Consider the following 20289-nt stretch of genomic DNA (forward strand, 5'->3'; position numbering starts at 1 on the left):
CCTGCTGCCGTGACGATCCTCGGCATGCAGGAATAAAAATAAATTTGCGAGGGATATCATGAATATCAATGAGACCGTAACGGCTCTGCTCCCATTGCTTGGTGGTAAAGAGAATATCGTCAGTGCTGCACACTGCGCCACTCGCCTGCGCTTGGTTCTGGCAGATGATTCTTTAGTGCAAAAATCAGCGGTAGAAAAACTCGATGGCGTTAAGGGCTGCTTCAGCAATGCCGGGCAGTTACAGGTGATTTTCGGTACCGGGTTGGTCAATAAAGTTTATGCCGAATTTATCAAGGTAGCGGGTGTAAACGAAGCCAGTAAATCTGAAGCTGCCGCTGTGGCGGCGCGTAAACTCAATCCGTTCCAGCGCATTGCCCGCCTGCTATCCAATATTTTTGTCCCGATCATTCCGGCAATCGTGGCGTCCGGCCTGTTAATGGGCTTGCTCGGCATGGTAAAAACCTATGGCTGGGCCGATGCTGACAGCGCGCTGTTTATCATGCTGGATATGTTCAGCTCCGCTGCCTTTATCATTCTGCCTATCTTGATTGGTTTCACCGCGGCCAAAGAGTTTGGCGGCAACCCGTATCTGGGGGCAACACTGGGCGGCATTTTGACGCACCCAGCGCTAACCAATGCCTGGGGGGTGGCGGGCGGTTTCCATACTATGAATTTCTTCGGTATGGAGGTGGCGATGATTGGCTATCAGGGCACAGTATTCCCGGTGCTACTGGCAGTGTGGTTTATGAGTATGTTGGAAAAACGCCTGCGCAAAGTGATACCTGATGCGCTGGACCTGATCCTCACACCGTTTTTGACCGTAATCATTACCGGTTTTGTCGCGCTGTTATTTATCGGCCCTGCCGGGCGAGTATTGGGTGATGGGATCTCGCTGGTACTTAGCACACTGATAACCCATGCTGGCTGGCTGGCCGGGTTACTGTTCGGCGGGCTTTATTCCGTGATAGTGATAACCGGCATCCATCATAGCTTCCACGCCATCGAGGCCGGGCTATTGGGTAATCCGAATATCGGGGTCAATTTCTTGTTACCTATCTGGTCAATGGCAAACGTGGCGCAAGGCGGAGCCTGCCTGGCAGTCTACTTTAAAACCCGCGATGCTAAAATTAAAGCCATCGCCATCCCATCGGCATTTTCTGCCATGCTGGGTATTACCGAAGCGGCAATTTTCGGGATTAATCTGCGCTTTATCAAACCCTTCCTTGCTGCACTGGCAGGTGGTGCATTAGGAGGCGCTTGGGTCGTCGCGAATCATGTCAATATGACTGCGGTGGGCTTAACCGGTATCCCGGGCATCGCTATCGTACAAGGCAATTCAATTGTTAATTATCTGATTGGATTGGTTATTGCATTTGGCGCTGCATTTATTATCTCTCTACTGCTTAAGTACAAAACGGACAGCGAATAATGCAAGAAGTCAGTTTGCTAAAACAACTTACGCTGGCAGTGATGCGTGGCCAAATCCGCGCATCGCGTGACCCTCATCGGCCAGGCTGGCACCTGGCCCCCAGTGTCGGGCTGCTGAATGATCCCAACGGGTTTATTTATCATGCTGGCTATTATCATTTGTTCTATCAATGGAACCCGTTAGATTGCCGCCATGGCAGTAAATACTGGGGCCATTGGCGTAGTGCCGATCTGGTTCATTGGGAACATCAGCCTGTCGCATTGGTGCCCAGTGAAGAATATGAAAGCCACGGCTGCTACTCAGGTTCTGCCGTTATTGCTGATGACCGAATCACGCTGATTTACACCGGTAATGTGAAATATCCTGATGGCTCGCGCACCGCATTCCAATGTCTGGCACAGGAGAATGAGCGAGGGGAATACGACAAATTAGGACCAGTGCTCCCATTACCTGCGGGCTATACCGGCCATGTTCGCGACCCGAAAGTCTGGCAGCACGACGGTCAGTGGTACATGGTTTTAGGCGCGCAAGATAAGCAACTGCAAGGGAAAGTGCTGCTATTACGCTCCGATGATTTACGTAAATGGCATAATCTGGGTGAAATTGCCGGTTCTGGTCTGGGCGGATTAGGCCCGTTTGGCTATATGTGGGAATGCCCTGACATGTTCAGGTTAGCGGATCAGGAGGTGCTGATTTTCTGCCCGCAGGGCATCGCCGCTGAAGCAGAGCGTTATCGTAATACCTTCCAGGCTGGCTATTTACTGGGCCAATTGGATTATACCAAGGCAGCATTCAACCATCAGGATTTCCATGAACTGGATCTCGGCTTCGAATTCTACGCGCCACAAACCACGCTGGCCGCAGATGGCCGCCGCCTGTTATTCGCCTGGATGGGCATCCCGGATGAAGATGAGTTGTATCAACCGACCGTAGCCCATGGTTGGATCCATACCATGACCTGCCCACGAGAGCTGAGTCTGGTTGACGGCAAAGTCATTCAACGACCCGCGCGTGAATTGCAGGCATTGCGCCGTGAACATCGTCAGTGGCAAGGTCGTGCTCAACAGGCACCGGCACTCTCCATCCGCAGTGCTGAAATGATAGTCGAGGTTAGTGCGCCATTTATCCTCGAATTAGGCGATGAAATGATGCTGATATGGGATGGTGAACGTATCACACTAAGCCGCCGCAATCTGCGTACCGGGCTGCAAGAGTTCCGTTATTGGCGCGGTCAATTGCAGCAGTTACAACTGCTCTGCGATAGTTGCAGCATAGAGATATTTATCAATCAGGGAGAGGCGGTAATGACTACATGCTACTTCCCGACTGAAGACCCGATAGCAATCTTTAACGGAAATGCTGAACTGTGTCTGCAACACTGGTTGTTGTCTTCGCCCATGTTAGAATGAACTATCTTTCAAGGCGACAGATTCACTCAGTGAAAAACAATAACCTGTGAAAAATCATAAACGAATTACCATTAACGATATTGCCAAACTGGCTGGTGTGTCGAAATCGACCACCAGTTTGGTGCTCAATGGGCGCAGCAAGGAGTATCGTGTTTCCGATGAAACGCGGGATCGTATTGTTGCTTTGGCTAACGAGCATAACTATCAACCGAGCTTCCATGCCCGTTCTCTACGCTCAACCCGCAGCCACACCATAGGATTGGTGGTCCCGGAGATGACCAATCACGGTTTTGCCCTGATTTCACGTGAGCTGGAGATGCTGTGTCGCGAAGCCGGATTACAGCTACTTATTGCTTGTACCGATGAAAACCCCGGTCAGGAAATGATGGCGGTCAATAGCCTGGTACAACGTCAGGTCGATGGCCTGATTGTCGCCTCCAGCCAGCTCAATGACAGCGAATATCAAAAGATCAATGCCCGCCTGCCAGTGGTGCAGATGGATCGATTAATTGGTGAATCAGAGTTGCCGCTGGTTATCACTGACTCGGTAGCCTCCACCGCCATACTGGTTGAAAACGTTGCCCGCCAACATCCTGATGAGTTTTATTTTCTTGGTGGTCAGCCACGCATTTCCCCTACTCGCGATCGGCTGGCTGGCTTTCAGCAGGGGCTACAACAGGCAGGGGTGACCTGCCGCCCAGAATGGATACTAAATGGCCATTACCTGCCCAGTTCCGGTTATGAAATGATTGCCCAACTCTGTGCACAATTAGGCCGCCCACCTAAAGCGGTGTTTACTGCCGCCTGCGGGCTGTTGGAAGGTGTACTGCGCTATCTCAATCAGCATCAATTAATGGACAGTGAGATTCATTTATGCAGTTTTGACGATCACTATCTGTTTGATTGCCTGCCGTTGAAAATAGATACCATCGCACAAGATTGCCAAGGGCTGGCACGCCACAGCTTTGAGATGATCACCAGCTTGATTGCTGAATCGGCACTGGCGCAAAATCAACTGATTCTGCCAGGGCAGATCCATTGGCGCCATCCGGGTTCTAAGGCGCTTAATGAGCAACACTGAACCGGTGACCACCCCTGCATTAGCCGACTCCTGGCGGCGCTGCCAAAAATTGATGCAAGCCCACCAATGGCGAGTACCTCACCGGGCCGTGGGTGCGACGTTCCAGTCAATTTGTCAGCGCAAAAATGACTTGCTGGTATTAGGTCAGGCGGCATTGGAAGATGCTTACGAATATATGGAATCACGCCCTTGTGTGCTGCTGATTCTGGATGAAAGTGGCTGTACTCTATGGAAATGCGGGCATCCACAAACGATAAGTCAGCTACAGGCATTAGGGATTGATTGCGGCAGTTATTGGGCAGAAGGGCTAATGGGTACCAATGCCCCGGCGCTGGCAATTGCTGAAGGCAACCCGATACAAGTCAGTGGCCAGCAGCATTTTAAACAGGCGCTGCATCCGTGGCGCTTTTGCGCTACTCCGGTGTATGACAACAGTGGCCGCCAACGGGCGGTCATTGTTTTAGGTAGTCTGCTCACCGAACATGCGGCAAGTGATTTGCCTCTGACATTGGCTATCGCCCGCGAAATTGGCAATTATCTCCACGCAGATAGCTTATTAGCAGAAACTAACCGTCATCTGAATGAACTCAATGCCCTACTCGATGGTGTGGACGATGGTGTCATGGCATGGGACCAACGCGGTTGCCTGCTGTATCTCAATCGTCGTGCTGCGGCTATTTTACAACTAGATGAAACCAGTAGCCTCGGCAAGCCGGTCACAGATTTGCTGACCTTACCCTCCTTACTGACCCACGCCATTTTACACCGTAATCCCCTCAGCCACGTCGAGGTGACCTTTGAGAATCAGCAGCAATTTATTCCGGCTCTCTTAACCCTCAAACCCATCCCAGATGGTAACCGCTGCGGCTTTATTGCATTACTCCATCCACAAGAATTACTGCGGCAAATGGTGCACAACCAATTAGGGGGGGCTAATTGTACTTTTGATGATATGCCGGTTGCTTCACTAGAAATGCGCCGCCTGGTGCGTTATGGCAAGCAGGCTGCCAAAGGTCGGCATCCGATTTTACTGCACGGGGAAGAAGGGGTCGGTAAACAGCAGTTGGGGCAAGCAATCCATAATGCCAGCAATCGCGCCGATGGCCCTTATATCGTCTTAAATTGTCAGGCATTGCCACAAAATTTCATGGCGCGAGAATTTCTTGGTAGTGATGCCAGTGAAGGGGAATCCGGCCAACCCAGCAAATTTGAACTGGCTAACGGTGGCACCTTATATCTGGAACAAGTTGAATATCTGTCGCCGGAAATGCAGTCAGCTCTGCTGCAAATCGTCAAAACTGGCATGGTAATGCGGGTCAACTCTAATCGGGTGATCCCAGTCGATGTCCGGATTATTACCGCCACCGGGGCAGATTTGCCCTTATTGGTTAAACAAGGGCGTTTTCGCCGCCAGCTATTTTATACCCTACAATCTTTCGAATTACATATTCCACCACTGCGTCAGCGTCAACAGGATATCCCCCCACTGGTACAGCATACATTGGCAAGCATTGGGCAACATTTCCACTGCCAATACCAGCCAGATGAGAGTGTTATCCGTCAGTTATGCCAATACCCATGGCCCGGGAATGATCAGGAACTGAAAAGTGTGGTGGAGCGGGCCGCCATGGCTTGCCGCAATAACCGCATTAACCTCAATGATTTGCCAGAGCATCTACTGGGGGAAAGGCTGTTATTAGAACCGGAGATGCCGCAACCTCAGCCTGTCTTATCACTACAAGAATTAGAAAGACAGGCCATTATTCGTGCGGCACTGGTGTGCCAAGGTCAGCTAAATGAAATGGCGACCTTATTAGGGATAGGCCGCACAACCTTATGGCGAAAAGTAAAACTTCATCGGCTGGATATCAGCCAATTTAAGGGTGGCGAGTCATAATCTCAATGCACCGCCCAGTCAGGGAAAATCATCGGCAAAGTAAATGCTTTTAGCTGCTCAGCAGAGAGTTGACGCCGCTGTGCATTAATCTCTGCGCCCGGCCCTTGACTGTTTGCTTCAAAGAAACGTGAATCTTGTGGATAGAACCAGATTTTCTCGCCTTGCTTATCTTTACCAGACATTTTATCCCAACCGTAAATGTGGTCATCCATCGTCGTATTTATAAATACCGCCTGGCCAATGGCCGCAGGATCAGCATAACGGCCATCGTCAAAGGCAGTGGTCGGATGCCACGGACGCCCTAAAGCGAAACTTTTGGCTGGAACACCGGGTTCTTTGGTCAAACGACTATTGAGAAAAATCAAACCATAAGGTGATGTGTTTAATGTACTGGGGGCAGTAATATAGCCATAGGGTGACTCAATATCACGACGATCGCGGGCAATAATATTACATCGGTCAAATACCGTAATACCTGAGCCAAAAATAAAATCGACATGACCACTGATTTCGCAATCAGTAAAATAGCTACGACTGCCCGTTTTGCTGTACAGCGTATCCTGATAACCTTCGAGTTTTACTTGCTTAAAGCGCGCCTTATCACTGTTTTCAGCTAATAATAATGCCACAGCTTGAGTGTCTTTTAACTTCGTCGGATCGCTGTCAGCTTTCTTTTTATTGGCTGGGAAATCAAAATCATTACGAATAGTAAGTTCTTCAGCCGTAAAATTTGCCGCATTAACCAGTACCGTACTACTACCAGATGTTCCCCATTTCTCTCCTTGCGGGTTAAGCATACCCGCTGCCGTATTGGCACTGATCACCGTACCATCACGGTCTTCCCCTTTCAAAGTAACGTTATTACGATTGACCTCTAGCCTTTCGTTATAAATGCCATTTTTCAGGAAAATCACAAACAGCGAATTATCCGCTGGTGCTGATTTTAACGCAGTATTAATCGTGGGAAACTCATTATCCTGAGGCGCAGTAGAAACCACAGCATTATACTGGGCAGCACTGACTTGCCCCAATACAGCAATTGACATCAATCCTAACAATAGCGTTTTACCCAGAAAATTAATTGGCATTACATGATCCTTAGTTATTAATGCTCGCCAGATTAAAATGGTTTTAGGTTATTATCGATTAAGAAAAGCCAGTTACACTATGGTAAAACGGCATAATATCAAAAATGGAACGCTGTTCTATTTACGTAGATCACATTTTTGACATTTATAGTTAAATCATAAAAAACCACCCTATATTGAAAGTATGGATAATTTTCAACTCATCTGGCAAGCCTATCAGTAACAACTGCATTTTATTCACTCGCGTTACTAATTTATAAAAAGCGACCACCAATAAAAACAATATTTAATCAAAAACATATTATTAGCTAAATATAGATACAATGATAGATATTGATAAAAACTTGCCGAAAAGGGATCTTTGATATATAAAAAAGAAAGAAACAATAAAAAATAGCAAGTCATCAATAAAAACAGGCCCACTAATACATGTGCGTTTATATGGCTTATTTTCATCAATGTAATTTATCAATAACAAATTAACTTACTAGGATATTTTCATTATGGGGATTAAATATAAAATCATTCAGTTTAATATCAATGAGCTTGGGATGGATATAAATCACGTTAAAAATACCTTGTCATTTAAATCATTAGCGTGGGATACTAATGATATAAAACTATCTCAATTAAAATTCTTGGCCAGAAAATTTTATAACGATAAAATCATCATCTTTCAGGAGGCTCAACGTTATCTGGATGATAGATGTCCACCACCAAACATTCAAAAACTCATATTGCGTTTATCTGATATAGATAGACATTTTTTTTACTCCTATAAACCCTTTAGAAAAAGAAGCATTAGCCGATTTATTGTTAAACACATTAATAATCAATGGGAAGTCAGTAATATTGCCTGCCCAGAATTAACTAACTTTACTCAACATGCTGACTATCCCTCAGATTTAAGGCAATTAAAACGTCAATTCCCGCCAATGGACCCGGCAATAAGTCATTCACTTATATTAAAAAAGCTCATAAGGAGTTTCGTCGAAATGCTGTGCGAATGTGAGCATGGGCAAAAAATAGAAACAGTTGAAGTTACCTGTCATCAGATGTCTTTAATTATTGATAATACAATGAATTCGGTCTGCAATTCACCAGAAGGCTTACATCAGGATGGATGTGACTATATTGTATCAGCATTAATTATTGATAAATACAACATTGACGGAGGAACGAGTAAACTCTACTGTACAGAGAGAGAAGAGTTTATTAAATCACAAACATTGAACTGTGGTGAAGGTTTGTTTCATATCGATAGAAATTCAACCATTTGGCACAAAGTGACCCCTATAAAATTAAAAGACCCATTAATAAAAACAGGTTACAGAAATATATTAGGATTCGATTTAAACTATATGCAGCAACAATAAACTCATGTGAAATTAATTTAATGAAAATTAATCAAATAAAAACAAAACAAAATATTACACTATCATTACTGTTTTTCATCCACGGAATAGCCTACGCGAGTATCGTACCCTGGATTCCAGACATAAAAGAAAAGTTTCATCTAAGTCATTATATGGTTGGAATAATGATATCTGCAATCCCAGCAGGAGCAATTATTATGGGGTTATTGTCCAAGAATTTTATTAACACCATTGGATTATATTGGGCGACAATTATAACATTTTTATTTTTTATAATTATCATATCAATAATACCATTTGCATCATCATGGTATGAAATAACACTGCTGCTCTTCCTGTTTGGGGTTTTCGATGCTTGGGCAGATACCTGTATGAATGTGCAGGCACTTAACATACAAAGATTATATGGCCGAAGCTTGATTAATAGATTTCATGGTGCAGAAAGTATCGGCACAATAATGGGGGGGGGCATCGCCATATCAGCAATTGGATTCGGACTTTCTATGGGACAATTTAGTTTTTCCGTATTGCTTATGAATCTAATAATATTAATTAATTATATGATATTTTTCCGAAAGGGGGATTCATTTGATGAACTTTCCCTTCGTGAAAATATTAAAAAAAGTATGGGCGCCACAGGTACTCAACTGTATATCATTGCGTTAATCTTGCTAACATTCACTTGCGGCATAGAGGAAACAGCAAGTGTTTGGGGTGCTATCTATATGAATGATTACTATCAAGCTCCATCTGTAATTTCAGGTTTACCTTATTTAGCATGTCAGGTATCAATGGTTATAGGGCGAGGATTTGGTGATTACCTGACCAATAAATTGGGTAATATCCCAGTATTAAGATACGGAATTCTAATGGCAGCATTGGGAATCTTAATTGTGATAACCATTCATTCACCAATTGTTTCAATATTAGGTTTTTCACTAATCGGATTAGGGATGTCAGTGGTATTCCCATTAACAATTTCATTTATTGGCCAAATACCCAATATAAACTCGACGAGTGGAATCGCATTCGCAACTTGGATATCAAGAGTTGGCCTACTTATATTTCCACCGTTAATAGGGATGTTAGCCGACATGACATCATTAAGAACTGCATTGATTATGATATTGGTTAGTTGCGTACTGGCATTCTTATTAATTAATACACTATCAAATACACTAATTAAACAGTTAACCTCAGGAGATAGATAATGAAAAAAACAAAGTGGGCTATCATATCAGGGGATGGACTCCCAACGAGTGGTCTACTCACTATTTTTAGAAATGTTGCAGAAATAGCTATAAAAAACAATGATATTATAAATGAAATACCCGCCGATTTAGGATTTTCTTGGCGGCCGGACAAAAAAAATTTTTTCCCTCATGGTAGTACAGAATCACAATATCCAACATGGATGAGAATAAGTTCTATCCATCAAAAATACTCTTATGATAGCGATCATGGGCACTGTTTTACTCATATCAGAAAGAGGGTGGCAAGATATAAATCATTAACAGGAGAAGAAATTAAACAGATCAATCAAGATATTAATTCTATTGCTAAAATTTATGAGGATTATTTCCTAAGTTGGTTTGAAGATAATAAGGTCGATTGGGTGTTTTGCTTAAATATTACCCTTTCGGATGCCGTTCCTGTTAGCCTGGCACTGCACAACGCAGCGAGAAGGTATTGGGCTAAAAAAGATAACGGCGGTATTATTTTTTGGGATCATGACCTATTTGGTAGTTATGCCATTTATGAACATGAAGAAAGACTATATCCTGAAAAACCCAATATATTGACACCCATACCACAAGATAATACCTATACTAAATGGATAGTTGCGTCTGAAGCCTTGGCGAAGGAAAGTAGAGACTATCCAACAGAATTGGTACCTGATGTCATTCCTAATATATTACCGTCAATCGATGTGTCTGCTTTTAGCAATATTCACATTGATTTTTTAAACCAATATAATATAGCTATAGGTTCATCTATTGTTATAGTTCCCGTTAGAGTATTTAGAGTCAAGGGTATCGAAATATCAATAAGTGTTTTTAATAAGCTACTTGATATTTATAAAGAAAAAAAACTACCCACGCCGAAACTGTTGATATTCGGGAACATGAATGAAGATCCTGAGTATGCTCATGATTTAAAAGAGCAGGTAAAAAAATACAACCTAGACAATAGTATTATATTTTTAGATGAAGTACCGATAAAAACATATAAAGATAAAGACAACAAATGGCATTTAGATGAAATTGACTTACTTATCATTTGCCATACGTTATCCGGCGCAGTTTTATTTACACCTAATGTAGAGAACGTGGAAAGTGTCGGTTTAGGTCCAGCACTTGCTGCTATTGCAGGTATTCCCTGCGCAGTAACACAGTATACGGCCTTCACTGAGTTTTATGGCACTGAGTACCATCACATTAAAGTAATCCCAGAACACCCCAGGGATGCTGCACAACAGTTATTTGAATGGATGCAGTTACATGCTGCCGGGGCTGACGAGATTAAAACGCTATTAGCTAATAATAAAAAATTTGTTCAATCAAAATTCCCTAGAGAACCGTGGAGTAAATTCATGCATAAATTATTATAAATATAGATTATTACTTTCAAAAAAACTCACTTCAAAGGAATATATAATGAATATTATAGATATAAACATACGCAAAAATAAAAATGAAATACCACCCAAAATAAAAATTTTAATACTCGGCGCTGGAATGTCGGGTTTAGAGTTAGCTAAGCATTTAAATTGTAGAGGAATAAAAGACATCGTCGTTATAGAAGCTGGTCCAGCAGATGATTACAACCATATAAATGCAGGAGGTGAATATGAACGAGCCAATGAATATTGGAAAAATGAAGGATCTGATAAATACTCCTACCGTTCATGGCATTCTTTAAATGAACCTCATTTTGCTAAAGGAACTTGTCTACGTCGTAGAGTCGGCGGTAGATCCCTTTATTGGCATGGTGTTATTTTACCAATAGAGGCTGAGACACTTAAATTCTGGCCTTCAAATATTGCCCATGATCTTACTGAAAGTTGGTTAGGTGGACCATCACTTTACACACAGGTCCAGTCTGAAATGCTCGCATGGGCAGATAAGAATCACGATATAGATTACTCTCTTCAGCTTTCTGGTTTTGAGTTTAAAATAACACCTCAGGTTATTCGTAATATTAATTCATCAGGTGGCTGGGAATCTTATTCACCACTTTCCTATTGGAAAGAAGATAACCAATTAAGATCTAACCCGAAAATAATTCCTGGGTATGAAGTTATGTCACTCATCGTTAAAAATGGTCACTGTATTGGTGCTAAGTTGAGACATATAGGCTCTAATGAGGTACATACCATCTTCGCTGATAAATGTGTTCTCGCCTTAGGTACCATTGAGAATACACGTTTGGCAGCGCAAGTACTTTATGATTCGGGACATTTAATTGAGGAAAAAATAACTGGACTCGTCGATCACATTGTTCAGGGGTTTAATGTGACATTTGAGTATTATAAACTATCCGATATGCTGAGAGAGTTAATTGAATATAAATCTGACACTATATTCTTTTGCCATAGTTCCGCAGGAGAAAGATTTAATTTATTTTTCACTATCACCCAATCAGATTTTGGCATTGAATTAGAAGTATGGACAATGGGCGAACAGATCCCCTCCGATCACGGATATATTTTCATAAATAGAAATGATGAGAACATGCCTTTATCAATTTATAGTGGTTTAAATAATGATGATAATGTATTGATACAAAAACAGCGGGATGAACTAAATATATTCTGGCATGGAATTTGTGAAAATATATCAATCCCCTTTTCCCCATTAGTTTTTGAAGGCGGTTTTACTGTCCATGCCAGAACCATGGGGGATGTCTATCATGAATTTCATTCCCCATCGAGGGTAGTCCATGCCAACAAACCCGTCACATGGATAAGCCCACTTGGAACGGAAAACCATGAAAGTAGTACTCTGCCACTGGGAGAAATATTGAATGAAAATCATGAATTTGATCATATCAAAAATCTATATGCTGTTGGCCCAAGTACATTCCCACGACCAGGTGCGGCTAATCCATCGTTAACAACACTCGCACTATCACGTCGACTTGCTTACATTCTTAATTAACAGAAGGCTAAATTAATAAGGATATTACTTTTATGTGTAATCCAATTTATATTCTCGGTACTGCTCTATCGCATGATGGCTCAACATGTCTAATGAAAGATGGCAAAATTATATTCTCGATTGAGAAGGAAAGAATATCCCGAGTAAAACATGATGGATTTAATGATAATTCAACTATTCAATATTGTTTAGATGCTGCGGGTATTGAATATAAGGACCTCTCATTGATAGTAGAACAAAACTCTTATAATCCATTATTTAGCCAATCATTAGAACAGCGGAAAAATAGGGTTTTACCCCCCATGGTGCCGATCATCACACTTTCTCATCACTTGGCACATGCCTACAGTGCCATAGGAACATCACCTTTTGATGATATGGGTATTGTGGTTATTGATGGCCATGGAGGTAGCTTAGACAGTTGTAATGACATTGTTGAGGATATCAAAGGTGCGAATAGTATCCACGTTAACAATCGTTACCGTTACTGGGAAACATGCAGCTACTACGTTTATCAAGATAGTAAAATCAAGCCTATCTTCAAAGACTTCTCCAGGTGGGTTAATCGAAAGAATCGCAAAGACTATCCTGTTTCGAGCTGGGAAATAGAAAATTCTATTGGTGAGTTTTATGAAGGGATAGCGCTGTATATTTTTGGCGAGCTGGATTGCGCAGGTAAGTTGATGGGATTAGCCCCTTACGGAAGGCCGAATGTAATCGATTGGATACCGTTCTACTTCGATTCCGGCAAAGTGGTGTTGCGTAGTGACTGGTGGGCAAAAATAGACCCTCTGTTAAACTCTGGTCCTACTCATTTTCGTGACAACTTCCAATATTACGCCGATTTAGCCTATTGGGCGCAAACCAAACTCGAGGAAGCACTGTTTTATCTGTTCAGCCATTACTACCAACTTTATCCTATGAAAAACTTTGCTTATGCCGGAGGGGTTGCATTAAATGCCACCGCAAATGAAAAGCTCATTACTAATAGTGAGTTTGAGCGTCTCTATATCCAACCTGCGGCGGGAGATAACGGGCTATCAATTGGTTGTTGCTATTATGGCTGGTTGGAAGTGCTGAAGAAAGAGCGAGTAAAACACTCTGGCTCAACATACTTTGGCAAAAAATATGATGATATTAGTGTTATGGCAGAGCTTGAAAAGCATGCCGATAAAATTGAATATACTTACTATGATGATATTGAAGCTATTGCCGCAAAATCCATCGTGGCAGGTAATGTTATTGCCTGGTTCCAAGGGGAGTCTGAATTTGGCCCTCGCGCTTTAGGAAACAGAAGTATCTTAGCGGACCCCCGTAACCCTCGAATGAAAGATCATATTAATACTAACGTTAAATATCGCGAGGATTTTCGCCCCTTTGCTCCTGCCGTTTTGCATGAAAAAGCGAATGACTATTTCGACTTGAACCATGATAGTGATCACATGCTATTTATTGCCTATGTCAAAGAAAAATATCGAGCAGCACTACCTTCGATTGTCCATGTAGACGGTAGTGCCCGCGTGCAAACTGTCAAAAAGGAGATGAATAAAAAATTCCATACCTTGATAAATTATTTTTTTGCCGAGACTGGCGTGCCTATATTACTGAATACCTCTTTGAACACCAAAGGAATGCCAATAGTGGAAACCCCTAAGGATGCCGTCAATTTATTCTTAAACTGTGGGCTAGATTTCCTGTTCATCAACAATTACATGATATACAAGAAAAACACGTCATTAATCTCTTTGTATTAATACAACTGTAAATCATATCTGTATGTTAAAAATATGAGGTTTCTATGCATGAAGATAAATCATCTATTGGTGATAATAACAGCCTAAAAATTGGCATTATCCATTTAATAACCGAAGGCGTACAACTTTTTGTCGGCGGAGTAGGTTCTTATATCAGAGGGCAAATTATGGCATTACCGGAGGTAATTAAATTACTGGCTGATAATAATATCAGCTTAGAACCTCATTTTATTGAAATTGCCTCCAGTAAATATAATTATTTTTTTGACACCAGTAATTATGGTTATTTTATTAACCAAATTCATAATATGGGGGGGACCTTTTCAACTGTACCAGACATGACATTGGGGAAAGGCGTTGATTGTTCATGGCCCTACGGTGATGCTTTTCTTGGTAACTTACAGAACTGGCAAATCTCCTCTGCTGCAGGGGCGGCAAAAATTATTGATCTCAGTAGCCATTACGATATCACTCTGGCCTTTTGTCATGAATTGCCGTTTTCGTTCACGCCGCTAATTGCTCGTTTGCATGCGGCTATTGAGAAACGTAATCTAAAAATTATCTATATTTCCCATGGCACGGCATTTAATCATGAAATGCCATTACCGAATCCTGAACGTATTATGGCTGAATCATTGGCTGTTCACTGGGCCAAGATTGATTCTAATATCAAGCTCGGTAATATCAGCAACTTCCTGGCAATGCACTTAGTGGCACAATACGGTGCTGACCCACAATCATTTATACCGACACCTGCAGGAATAAATATCAATGACCCCTGGTTTCGAATACGCAGTGATCAGGAAATCAGTGACACACTCTCATCACACGGAATATCGCTGGATCACTCATTAGCTATCACTTTAGGCAGAGGGGTTCATTACAAACGCCATGATCTGTTGCTCAGAGCAGCCTGTTATCTGGGTAATGATATTCATCCCGTTATTATGAGTGACCCGATTTTGCCGGAGTTATCTGCCTTAGCGAGCCGACTCGATATCTCTGCCTCTCTGATCAATTCTTTTGATCGCGAACTAATGGCATGTCTTATTCAATGGCGTAATACGCGGGTTTGCGTTCTTTCTGCTGAGAATGAACCTAATGGATTGATTCCGATGGAATCACGTTGGCTGGCCAGACAGCAGGGAGCATTGTTAATTGTTGCCGACTCCGGCGGTTTGAGTGAGCAAGTTGAACATGGGATCGATGGGTTCCTTCACATCCCCGGGAACGCAGCAAGTTTAGCGGAAATAATACGCCAGATTTGCCAATTAACCGACGGCGAAATAGATAAAATCAGACAAGCCGGAGCTACATTAATAGAAGAGCGCTATAACTGGCGAAACCAGATTTTGTCTCCACTGAGATATCTGATTCCGCAAATTGCAGCTCTGGACTGATGCAGAGCTACAATGTTCAGTTAAGCATTTTGGCGATGATTTTTTATTGCAGTTTCAGTGCCCCGATTGCGGTATCTAATATTGCATTTTGCCCATTACGGCTGGCTTCCAGGCAACCCATGGCACCGACTAACATTGGAATATCCAACTCTTTAGCCAGAATAGCGCTATGAGACATGATATGCCCCTTGCTTAAACAGATGCCTTTTACCTGCCGGTGGTTCAGCCCAACCATTTGTGAAGGCAATAATTCCTCGGCTAATAATATAATTTCACCGCTAACTGAAAGAGAAACTGGTGGTAGCCCGGTCAAATGGCCCAATGTGCGGTTAAGTATATCGCGGATATCTAATTCCCGAACGCGTAGATACTCATCATCCAGAGCCAGATAATCTTCCACCATTGTCATCAATTCATCCTGCAATGCCGATTCTGCACAAACTAACTGACGCTCTACGCGCGCATCCATCGCCTGATGCAGTTCCTCATCATCAATCAGCATCACATGAGCGTTAAAAATAGCCGCTGCTTCAGGGCTAATCTGCTGTTCTGCCTGTTGTGCCAACTGCTGCAAATCAGCCACAGTTTGCGCCAACGCCTGTTGTAAACGCCGCTGCTCTTTAACTACCTGGTCAGCATTGATTGTTTGAGGTAAAAAAACCGGAATGGCGGGTAACCATTGCAACAATGGTGCACTAATCGCGCCACGAGGCACCATGACGCCAGTAAATTCCCCCTCACTGGTGGTGGTGACGAATTCGCCAAAATGTTGCCGCGCCAATTGCATAAAAGCATCTAGCGCCTCGCCTGCTTGCTCACCACTGGCCAGCAAACGAATGGTATCACCTTTACGAACTTGCAATATTGCGAGCTGGTTCAGGCTGCGTGGATTCACACACTGACCATTTTTTTCCAGCAGTAAATCTGCCGCGAACGGAGCCAATGCTTCGACCAATTTAGCCGCCGGTCGCACATGTAACCCGTTAGGATTGCGCACCACCCAACTGACACTCTGAGCATCCGCTGCCGCCTTAGCCACCGCATTACTGGCAGGTACCACGGCTTCTTCCCCTAGCTGAGTGGCTTTCGCTATCAACGCCCCCATTGCTTCAGCACGGACGTCGGCAAGTGAAGCGCCAGATGATGCAGCGACGACAGCAGCGAGAGTCCCTTCCACCAGTGGTGCGGCACAGAGTTGCACATGTTGCGCCATATCGGGGTCTAATAGCTCCAGTGCCGTTTCTGCGCTGAGTAAGGCACTGCCTAAATCCATCAAAACCAGTACCCCAGATGGGGTGTAAACCGACTCAATGGCTTCCATCACTTTAATGGCATCCGTGCCAATAGGATGATCCAGGTCGTCTACACCGGCAGCAACCGCTAACTGGCAGCTCCCTTGTGTCATTTGCTGTGCCAGTTCGGCCACACCCTGAGCCAGCAGCGCGCTATGAGAAACTACAACGAGATTGACCATCTTTCCTCCTGATAAACGTGTCAGTCCAGCCTGATTAATGACTGGCAACCTGCCATAACGCCTGCATCATCAGCATGGCTGATGTTGCCCCTGGGTCCTGATGACCAATACTCCGTTCGCCCAGATAGCTGGCACGGCCTTTGCGGGCCTGCATAGTAATAGTGCCGGCCAATGCTTGCTGGGCACGTTCAACGGCCTGCTGCAATGCATCTACCACCGTGGCTCCCTGCTGATTTGCCTGTTCGAGTTGCGCCACTACCGCCCACCAAACATCACACATCGTTTTATCGCCCGGTTCCGCTTTACCGCGCATCACTACCCCTTCCACTCCATCTTTAAACATCTGACAAACCGCCGTCAGATCGAGGCTCTGCTTAGCATTCGTGCTTTGTGCTGCGCGAATAAAAAACGTGCCAAACAGCGGGCCGCTGGCGCCGCCAACACTTGAAAGCAGTGTCATACCGGTATTTTTTAGGATAAAACCAATGTCTTTATCGGCAAAGGTCGGTAACTTTTCGACCACTTTATTAAAGCCGCGATTCATGTTCAGGCCATGGTCGCCGTCGCCGATTTCAGTATCCAACTGCGTCAAAAAATCTCGCTGCTCGCTGAAAACTTCAGCACATAACTGTAACCAACTGACAATTTGTTGTTTGGTGAGTCCCATGTTCTTCTCCTGGCGCATTGTTTTGTAAGATTATTTTCAGCACTTGTGCTGAATTAAACTCAGTGATTCGGGTTGGTGAAAGTCGCGCATCCCTGCGGCTTCAAGTACCAAGGAGATATCAGCAACCCCAGCGCAGCGCGGGGGTACTTACTGGGGCATCCCACAATGACAGGAGTTCATCATCAACTTTCAGCACGGTGATGGACATACCCTGCATATCCAATGACGTACAATAAGAACCAATCAATTTACGCTCGATGGTCAAACCGAATTGTGTACAGCACTCCGCCAGACGGTGCCAGACACCATAAAGTTCCGATAAGGGGGTCGCGCCAAGGTTATTGACCAGAACAATGACCCGATCGCCTTTGGCTAAGGGTTGCTTACTCTGGCGCGTCTCGTTCCAGTCACCGGCTTGTCGATCCCAGTGGCGTAATGTGCGCTGATAGCTGCCGTGATCAATCAAGGTCTGGAACATGGCGTCTACCGTGTTATTCAGTGAAGTAAATGGCCGACGCTCAATACCCGGTTCGCCATGGATACCCACACCAAATTCCATCTCATTTTCAGCCAAAATAAATGACGGCTTACCGGCAGCGGGTACAGTACAAGCACCAAGCGCGATACCAATAGAATGCCCCTGATTATTAATTTTCTGCCCCAGTAGTGCGCATTCATCTAATGAATCACCACGTGCCGCAGCAGCACCGAGTAATTTTTCTATAATGACCGTGTTCGCCACCCCACGCCGCCCGGCGGTATACAGGCTATCTTTGACCGCCACATCATCGTCTATCACTAAGGTAGCAACAGCGGTGCCACCGGCATGCAACAGCTCGGCTGCAGTTTCAAAGTTTAGAATGTCGCCAGTGTAATTCTTAATTAGCATCAGCACACCTGGCCCACCATCAATGGCTTGGCCGCATTCATACATTTGATCGGGGGTCGGCGAGGTAAAAATCTCACCCGGGCAGGCGCCATCCAACATGCCTTCGCCAATAAAGCCACAATGCATCGGTTCGTGACCACTGCCACCACCGGACATCAATGCAACTTTGCCACTCACTGGCGCATCTGCACGGGTGATGAAAAGGGGCTCTTGATGTAATGTCAGCTCAGGATGCGCCGCAACCAGCCCCTGAATTTGCTCCTGTAACACACTCTCAACGCTGTTAATTAATTTTTTCATTTTATGCTCCGCGAACGGGAATGGCTGGAGAACAGAGCTGCCGATGATGAGAAACACCGGCAGACTCGGTCGATTTTCGACTCAGAACGTATTTGCCGCACAGATTAATTGAGGAAAGCCTGACCCAAGCGGTCAGCTACCATAATTGCAGCATAGACACTGTCAGGTGTGACCTTGAACGGCATGTTGTGGATGGTTTCTCCCTCAGCACAGCTGGCCTTGGCGACATCATGGATCTTGCGTTCAATATCCTGAGAAACGCCCATCTCAGCCAATGTGATTGGTAAACCCAGTTGCTGGCAGAATGAGAGCACTGTCTCGATCTCTTCCATGCTGCTGTTCTGTAATACGAGCTGCGTCAGGGTACCAAAGGCCACTTTCTCACCGTGATACAAGTGGTGGCACTCATCTAATACGGTGAAACCGTTATGAATGGCGTGAGCGGCCGCCAGACCACTACTTTCAAAACCAATACCGCTCAGATAGGTATTGGCTTCGATAATACGTTCAACCGCTTCGGTCACAACACCCGCCTCTACCGCCAGTTTGGCTTTATAGCCCTCCGCCAGCAGGGTTTCGTAACACAAGCGAGCCAGTGTAACTGCCGCTAATGTCGATGCACCACCAGCCATACTGATAGCTTTAGCATCAAAACAGGCTTGTGCTTCAAAATAAGTAGACAGCGCATCGCCCATACCAGCGACCAGCAAACGTACTGGTGCTTTGGCAATAATGGTGGAATCCATCAGTACGATGTCAGGGTTTTTCGGGTAAATCATATATTCAGCGAACTTGCCCTGTTCGGTATAAATAACGGATAAGGCGCTGGTCGGGGCATCGGTAGAGGCAATAGTAGGCACCACAACGACAGGGATATGCTGATAGTGAGCAATCGCTTTAGCCGTATCGAGGGTTTTCCCGCCACCGATACCAACCACTCCATTACAGCCGTGCTTTTTCAGCTCAACCGTCAACCGCTCAATTTCGTGACGGGAACATTCGCCATTAAAGCGGCTGAAATGATGTTCCAGCTCACTGGCTTGCAGGCTGGAGCCGACGGTATCAGCAGTCAGCTTCATGACGAAATCATCAGCAATGATAAAATAGTTATTAGCCAATAACTTAGCAAATTCACCAATGGACTGTAATGCATTGGCACCTTGAATATATTTGGACGGAGATTGAATGACTTTCAGCATATCTTGCTCCTGTAGCGTAAGAGATAATGTAAGAATAAATAATTTTTAGGGTCAATTTGATGAAACTGCATCCACTATAAGCGCAAAAAACAGGCTGAGAACCAACAGTTAAAACGTTCCATTATGAAACTCCGTTATCTCAGCATGGTTTCATATTGGAACGATA

Annotated in this window: 15 protein-coding genes; 10 read left to right on the plus strand and 5 right to left on the minus strand. The window is 44.3% G+C overall.

All coding sequences use genetic code 11. The features are described from left to right. Positions 1–58: 58 nt before the first annotated feature. The 4 genes from V1953_RS18210 to dhaR are packed head-to-tail and all read left to right on the plus strand — an operon-like array spanning position 59 to position 5816. Positions 59–1429, plus strand: a complete 1371-nt coding sequence (locus V1953_RS18210) for a sucrose-specific PTS transporter subunit IIBC (protein WP_032907263.1) — start codon at positions 59–61, stop codon at positions 1427–1429. After that, complete coding sequence (locus V1953_RS18215; RefSeq protein ID WP_442851186.1) at positions 1429–2838, plus strand: glycoside hydrolase family 32 protein; 1410 nt, start codon at positions 1429–1431, stop codon at positions 2836–2838. The genes V1953_RS18210 and V1953_RS18215 overlap by 1 nt, the downstream gene beginning before the upstream one ends. A gap of 46 nt (positions 2839–2884) precedes the next feature. Next, positions 2885–3919, plus strand: coding sequence for a LacI family DNA-binding transcriptional regulator (locus V1953_RS18220; protein WP_372568639.1), 1035 nt, complete (start codon positions 2885–2887; stop codon positions 3917–3919). After that, positions 3906–5816: a dihydroxyacetone kinase operon transcriptional regulator DhaR gene (dhaR, locus tag V1953_RS18225; RefSeq protein WP_372557931.1), complete on the plus strand. Its 1911-nt coding sequence runs from the start codon at positions 3906–3908 to the stop codon at positions 5814–5816. Before V1953_RS18220 ends, dhaR begins: the two co-directional genes overlap by 14 nt. 2 nt (positions 5817–5818) lie before the next feature. Here dhaR and V1953_RS18230 read toward each other — a convergent pair whose 3' ends face one another. Further along, positions 5819–6904, minus strand: a complete 1086-nt coding sequence (locus V1953_RS18230; RefSeq protein ID WP_442851187.1) for a pectinesterase family protein — start codon at positions 6902–6904, stop codon at positions 5819–5821. 503 nt (positions 6905–7407) lie between these two features. On the opposite strand from V1953_RS18230, the gene V1953_RS18235 reads away from it, so the two are divergent. Genes V1953_RS18235 through V1953_RS18260 form a run of 6 tightly spaced genes read left to right on the plus strand, consistent with a single transcriptional unit; the run spans position 7408 to position 15594 of the window. Further along, positions 7408–8280 (plus strand): 2OG-Fe dioxygenase family protein, encoded by an 873-nt coding sequence (locus V1953_RS18235; protein WP_372568636.1) that lies wholly within the window; start codon positions 7408–7410, stop codon positions 8278–8280. Between the two features lie 20 nt (positions 8281–8300). Further along, entirely contained in the window at positions 8301–9491 is a 1191-nt protein-coding gene (locus tag V1953_RS18240; protein ID WP_083160726.1) for an MFS transporter, read from the plus strand. Next, positions 9491–10891: a hypothetical protein gene (locus tag V1953_RS18245; protein WP_442821287.1), complete on the plus strand. Its 1401-nt coding sequence runs from the start codon at positions 9491–9493 to the stop codon at positions 10889–10891. The genes V1953_RS18240 and V1953_RS18245 overlap by 1 nt, the downstream gene beginning before the upstream one ends. A 46-nt stretch (positions 10892–10937) precedes the next feature. Then, on the plus strand, positions 10938–12440 hold the full coding sequence (locus V1953_RS18250; RefSeq protein WP_442848154.1) for a GMC family oxidoreductase: 1503 nt from the start codon (positions 10938–10940) through the stop codon (positions 12438–12440). A 32-nt stretch (positions 12441–12472) separates the two neighbouring features. Then, positions 12473–14194: a carbamoyltransferase family protein gene (locus V1953_RS18255; protein ID WP_372568632.1), complete on the plus strand. Its 1722-nt coding sequence runs from the start codon at positions 12473–12475 to the stop codon at positions 14192–14194. A gap of 44 nt (positions 14195–14238) precedes the next feature. Next, the gene (locus V1953_RS18260) at positions 14239–15594 is read left to right on the plus strand and encodes a glycosyltransferase family 4 protein (RefSeq protein WP_227746565.1); all 1356 of its coding nucleotides are present in this window, start codon (positions 14239–14241) and stop codon (positions 15592–15594) included. Positions 15595–15637: 43 nt separating this feature from the next. On the opposite strand, the gene dhaM is transcribed toward V1953_RS18260, so the two are convergent. The 4 genes from dhaM to V1953_RS18280 form a co-directional block, all read right to left on the minus strand. After that, positions 15638–17068: a dihydroxyacetone kinase phosphoryl donor subunit DhaM gene (gene dhaM, locus V1953_RS18265; RefSeq protein WP_372568631.1), complete on the minus strand. Its 1431-nt coding sequence runs from the start codon at positions 17066–17068 to the stop codon at positions 15638–15640. 34 nt (positions 17069–17102) lie between these two features. Next, a complete protein-coding gene (dhaL, locus tag V1953_RS18270; RefSeq protein WP_442821290.1) occupies positions 17103–17735 on the minus strand; it encodes a dihydroxyacetone kinase subunit DhaL in 633 nt (210 codons plus the stop codon). Between the two features lie 118 nt (positions 17736–17853). Beyond that, positions 17854–18924, minus strand: coding sequence for a dihydroxyacetone kinase subunit DhaK (dhaK, locus tag V1953_RS18275; protein ID WP_083160739.1), 1071 nt, complete (start codon positions 18922–18924; stop codon positions 17854–17856). Positions 18925–19028: 104 nt separating this feature from the next. Continuing rightward, complete coding sequence (locus V1953_RS18280) at positions 19029–20123, minus strand: glycerol dehydrogenase (protein ID WP_083160741.1); 1095 nt, start codon at positions 20121–20123, stop codon at positions 19029–19031. Positions 20124–20289: the final 166 nt, after the last annotated feature.

The organism is Yersinia sp. 2541 StPb PI (assembly GCF_052217145.1).
GTDB lineage: Bacteria > Pseudomonadota > Gammaproteobacteria > Enterobacterales > Enterobacteriaceae > Yersinia > Yersinia enterocolitica_E.

What these genes read in the sequence shown, in the direction of transcription:
- V1953_RS18210 (WP_032907263.1), top strand. Translation starts at nt 59, where the DNA reads ATGAATATCAATGAGACCGTAACGGCTCTGCTCCCATTGCTTGGTGGT.
- V1953_RS18215 (WP_442851186.1), top strand. Translation starts at nt 1,429, where the DNA reads ATGCAAGAAGTCAGTTTGCTAAAACAACTTACGCTGGCAGTGATGCGT.
- dhaR (WP_372557931.1), top strand. Translation starts at nt 3,906, where the DNA reads ATGAGCAACACTGAACCGGTGACCACCCCTGCATTAGCCGACTCCTGG.
- V1953_RS18230 (WP_442851187.1), bottom strand. Translation starts at nt 6,904, where the DNA reads ATGCCAATTAATTTTCTGGGTAAAACGCTATTGTTAGGATTGATGTCA.
- V1953_RS18235 (WP_372568636.1), top strand. Translation starts at nt 7,408, where the DNA reads ATGGGGATTAAATATAAAATCATTCAGTTTAATATCAATGAGCTTGGG.
- V1953_RS18240 (WP_083160726.1), top strand. Translation starts at nt 8,301, where the DNA reads ATGAAAATTAATCAAATAAAAACAAAACAAAATATTACACTATCATTA.
- V1953_RS18245 (WP_442821287.1), top strand. Translation starts at nt 9,491, where the DNA reads ATGAAAAAAACAAAGTGGGCTATCATATCAGGGGATGGACTCCCAACG.
- V1953_RS18250 (WP_442848154.1), top strand. Translation starts at nt 10,938, where the DNA reads ATGAATATTATAGATATAAACATACGCAAAAATAAAAATGAAATACCA.
- V1953_RS18255 (WP_372568632.1), top strand. Translation starts at nt 12,473, where the DNA reads ATGTGTAATCCAATTTATATTCTCGGTACTGCTCTATCGCATGATGGC.
- V1953_RS18260 (WP_227746565.1), top strand. Translation starts at nt 14,239, where the DNA reads ATGCATGAAGATAAATCATCTATTGGTGATAATAACAGCCTAAAAATT.
- dhaM (WP_372568631.1), bottom strand. Translation starts at nt 17,068, where the DNA reads ATGGTCAATCTCGTTGTAGTTTCTCATAGCGCGCTGCTGGCTCAGGGT.
- dhaL (WP_442821290.1), bottom strand. Translation starts at nt 17,735, where the DNA reads ATGGGACTCACCAAACAACAAATTGTCAGTTGGTTACAGTTATGTGCT.
- dhaK (WP_083160739.1), bottom strand. Translation starts at nt 18,924, where the DNA reads ATGAAAAAATTAATTAACAGCGTTGAGAGTGTGTTACAGGAGCAAATT.
- V1953_RS18280 (WP_083160741.1), bottom strand. Translation starts at nt 20,123, where the DNA reads ATGCTGAAAGTCATTCAATCTCCGTCCAAATATATTCAAGGTGCCAAT.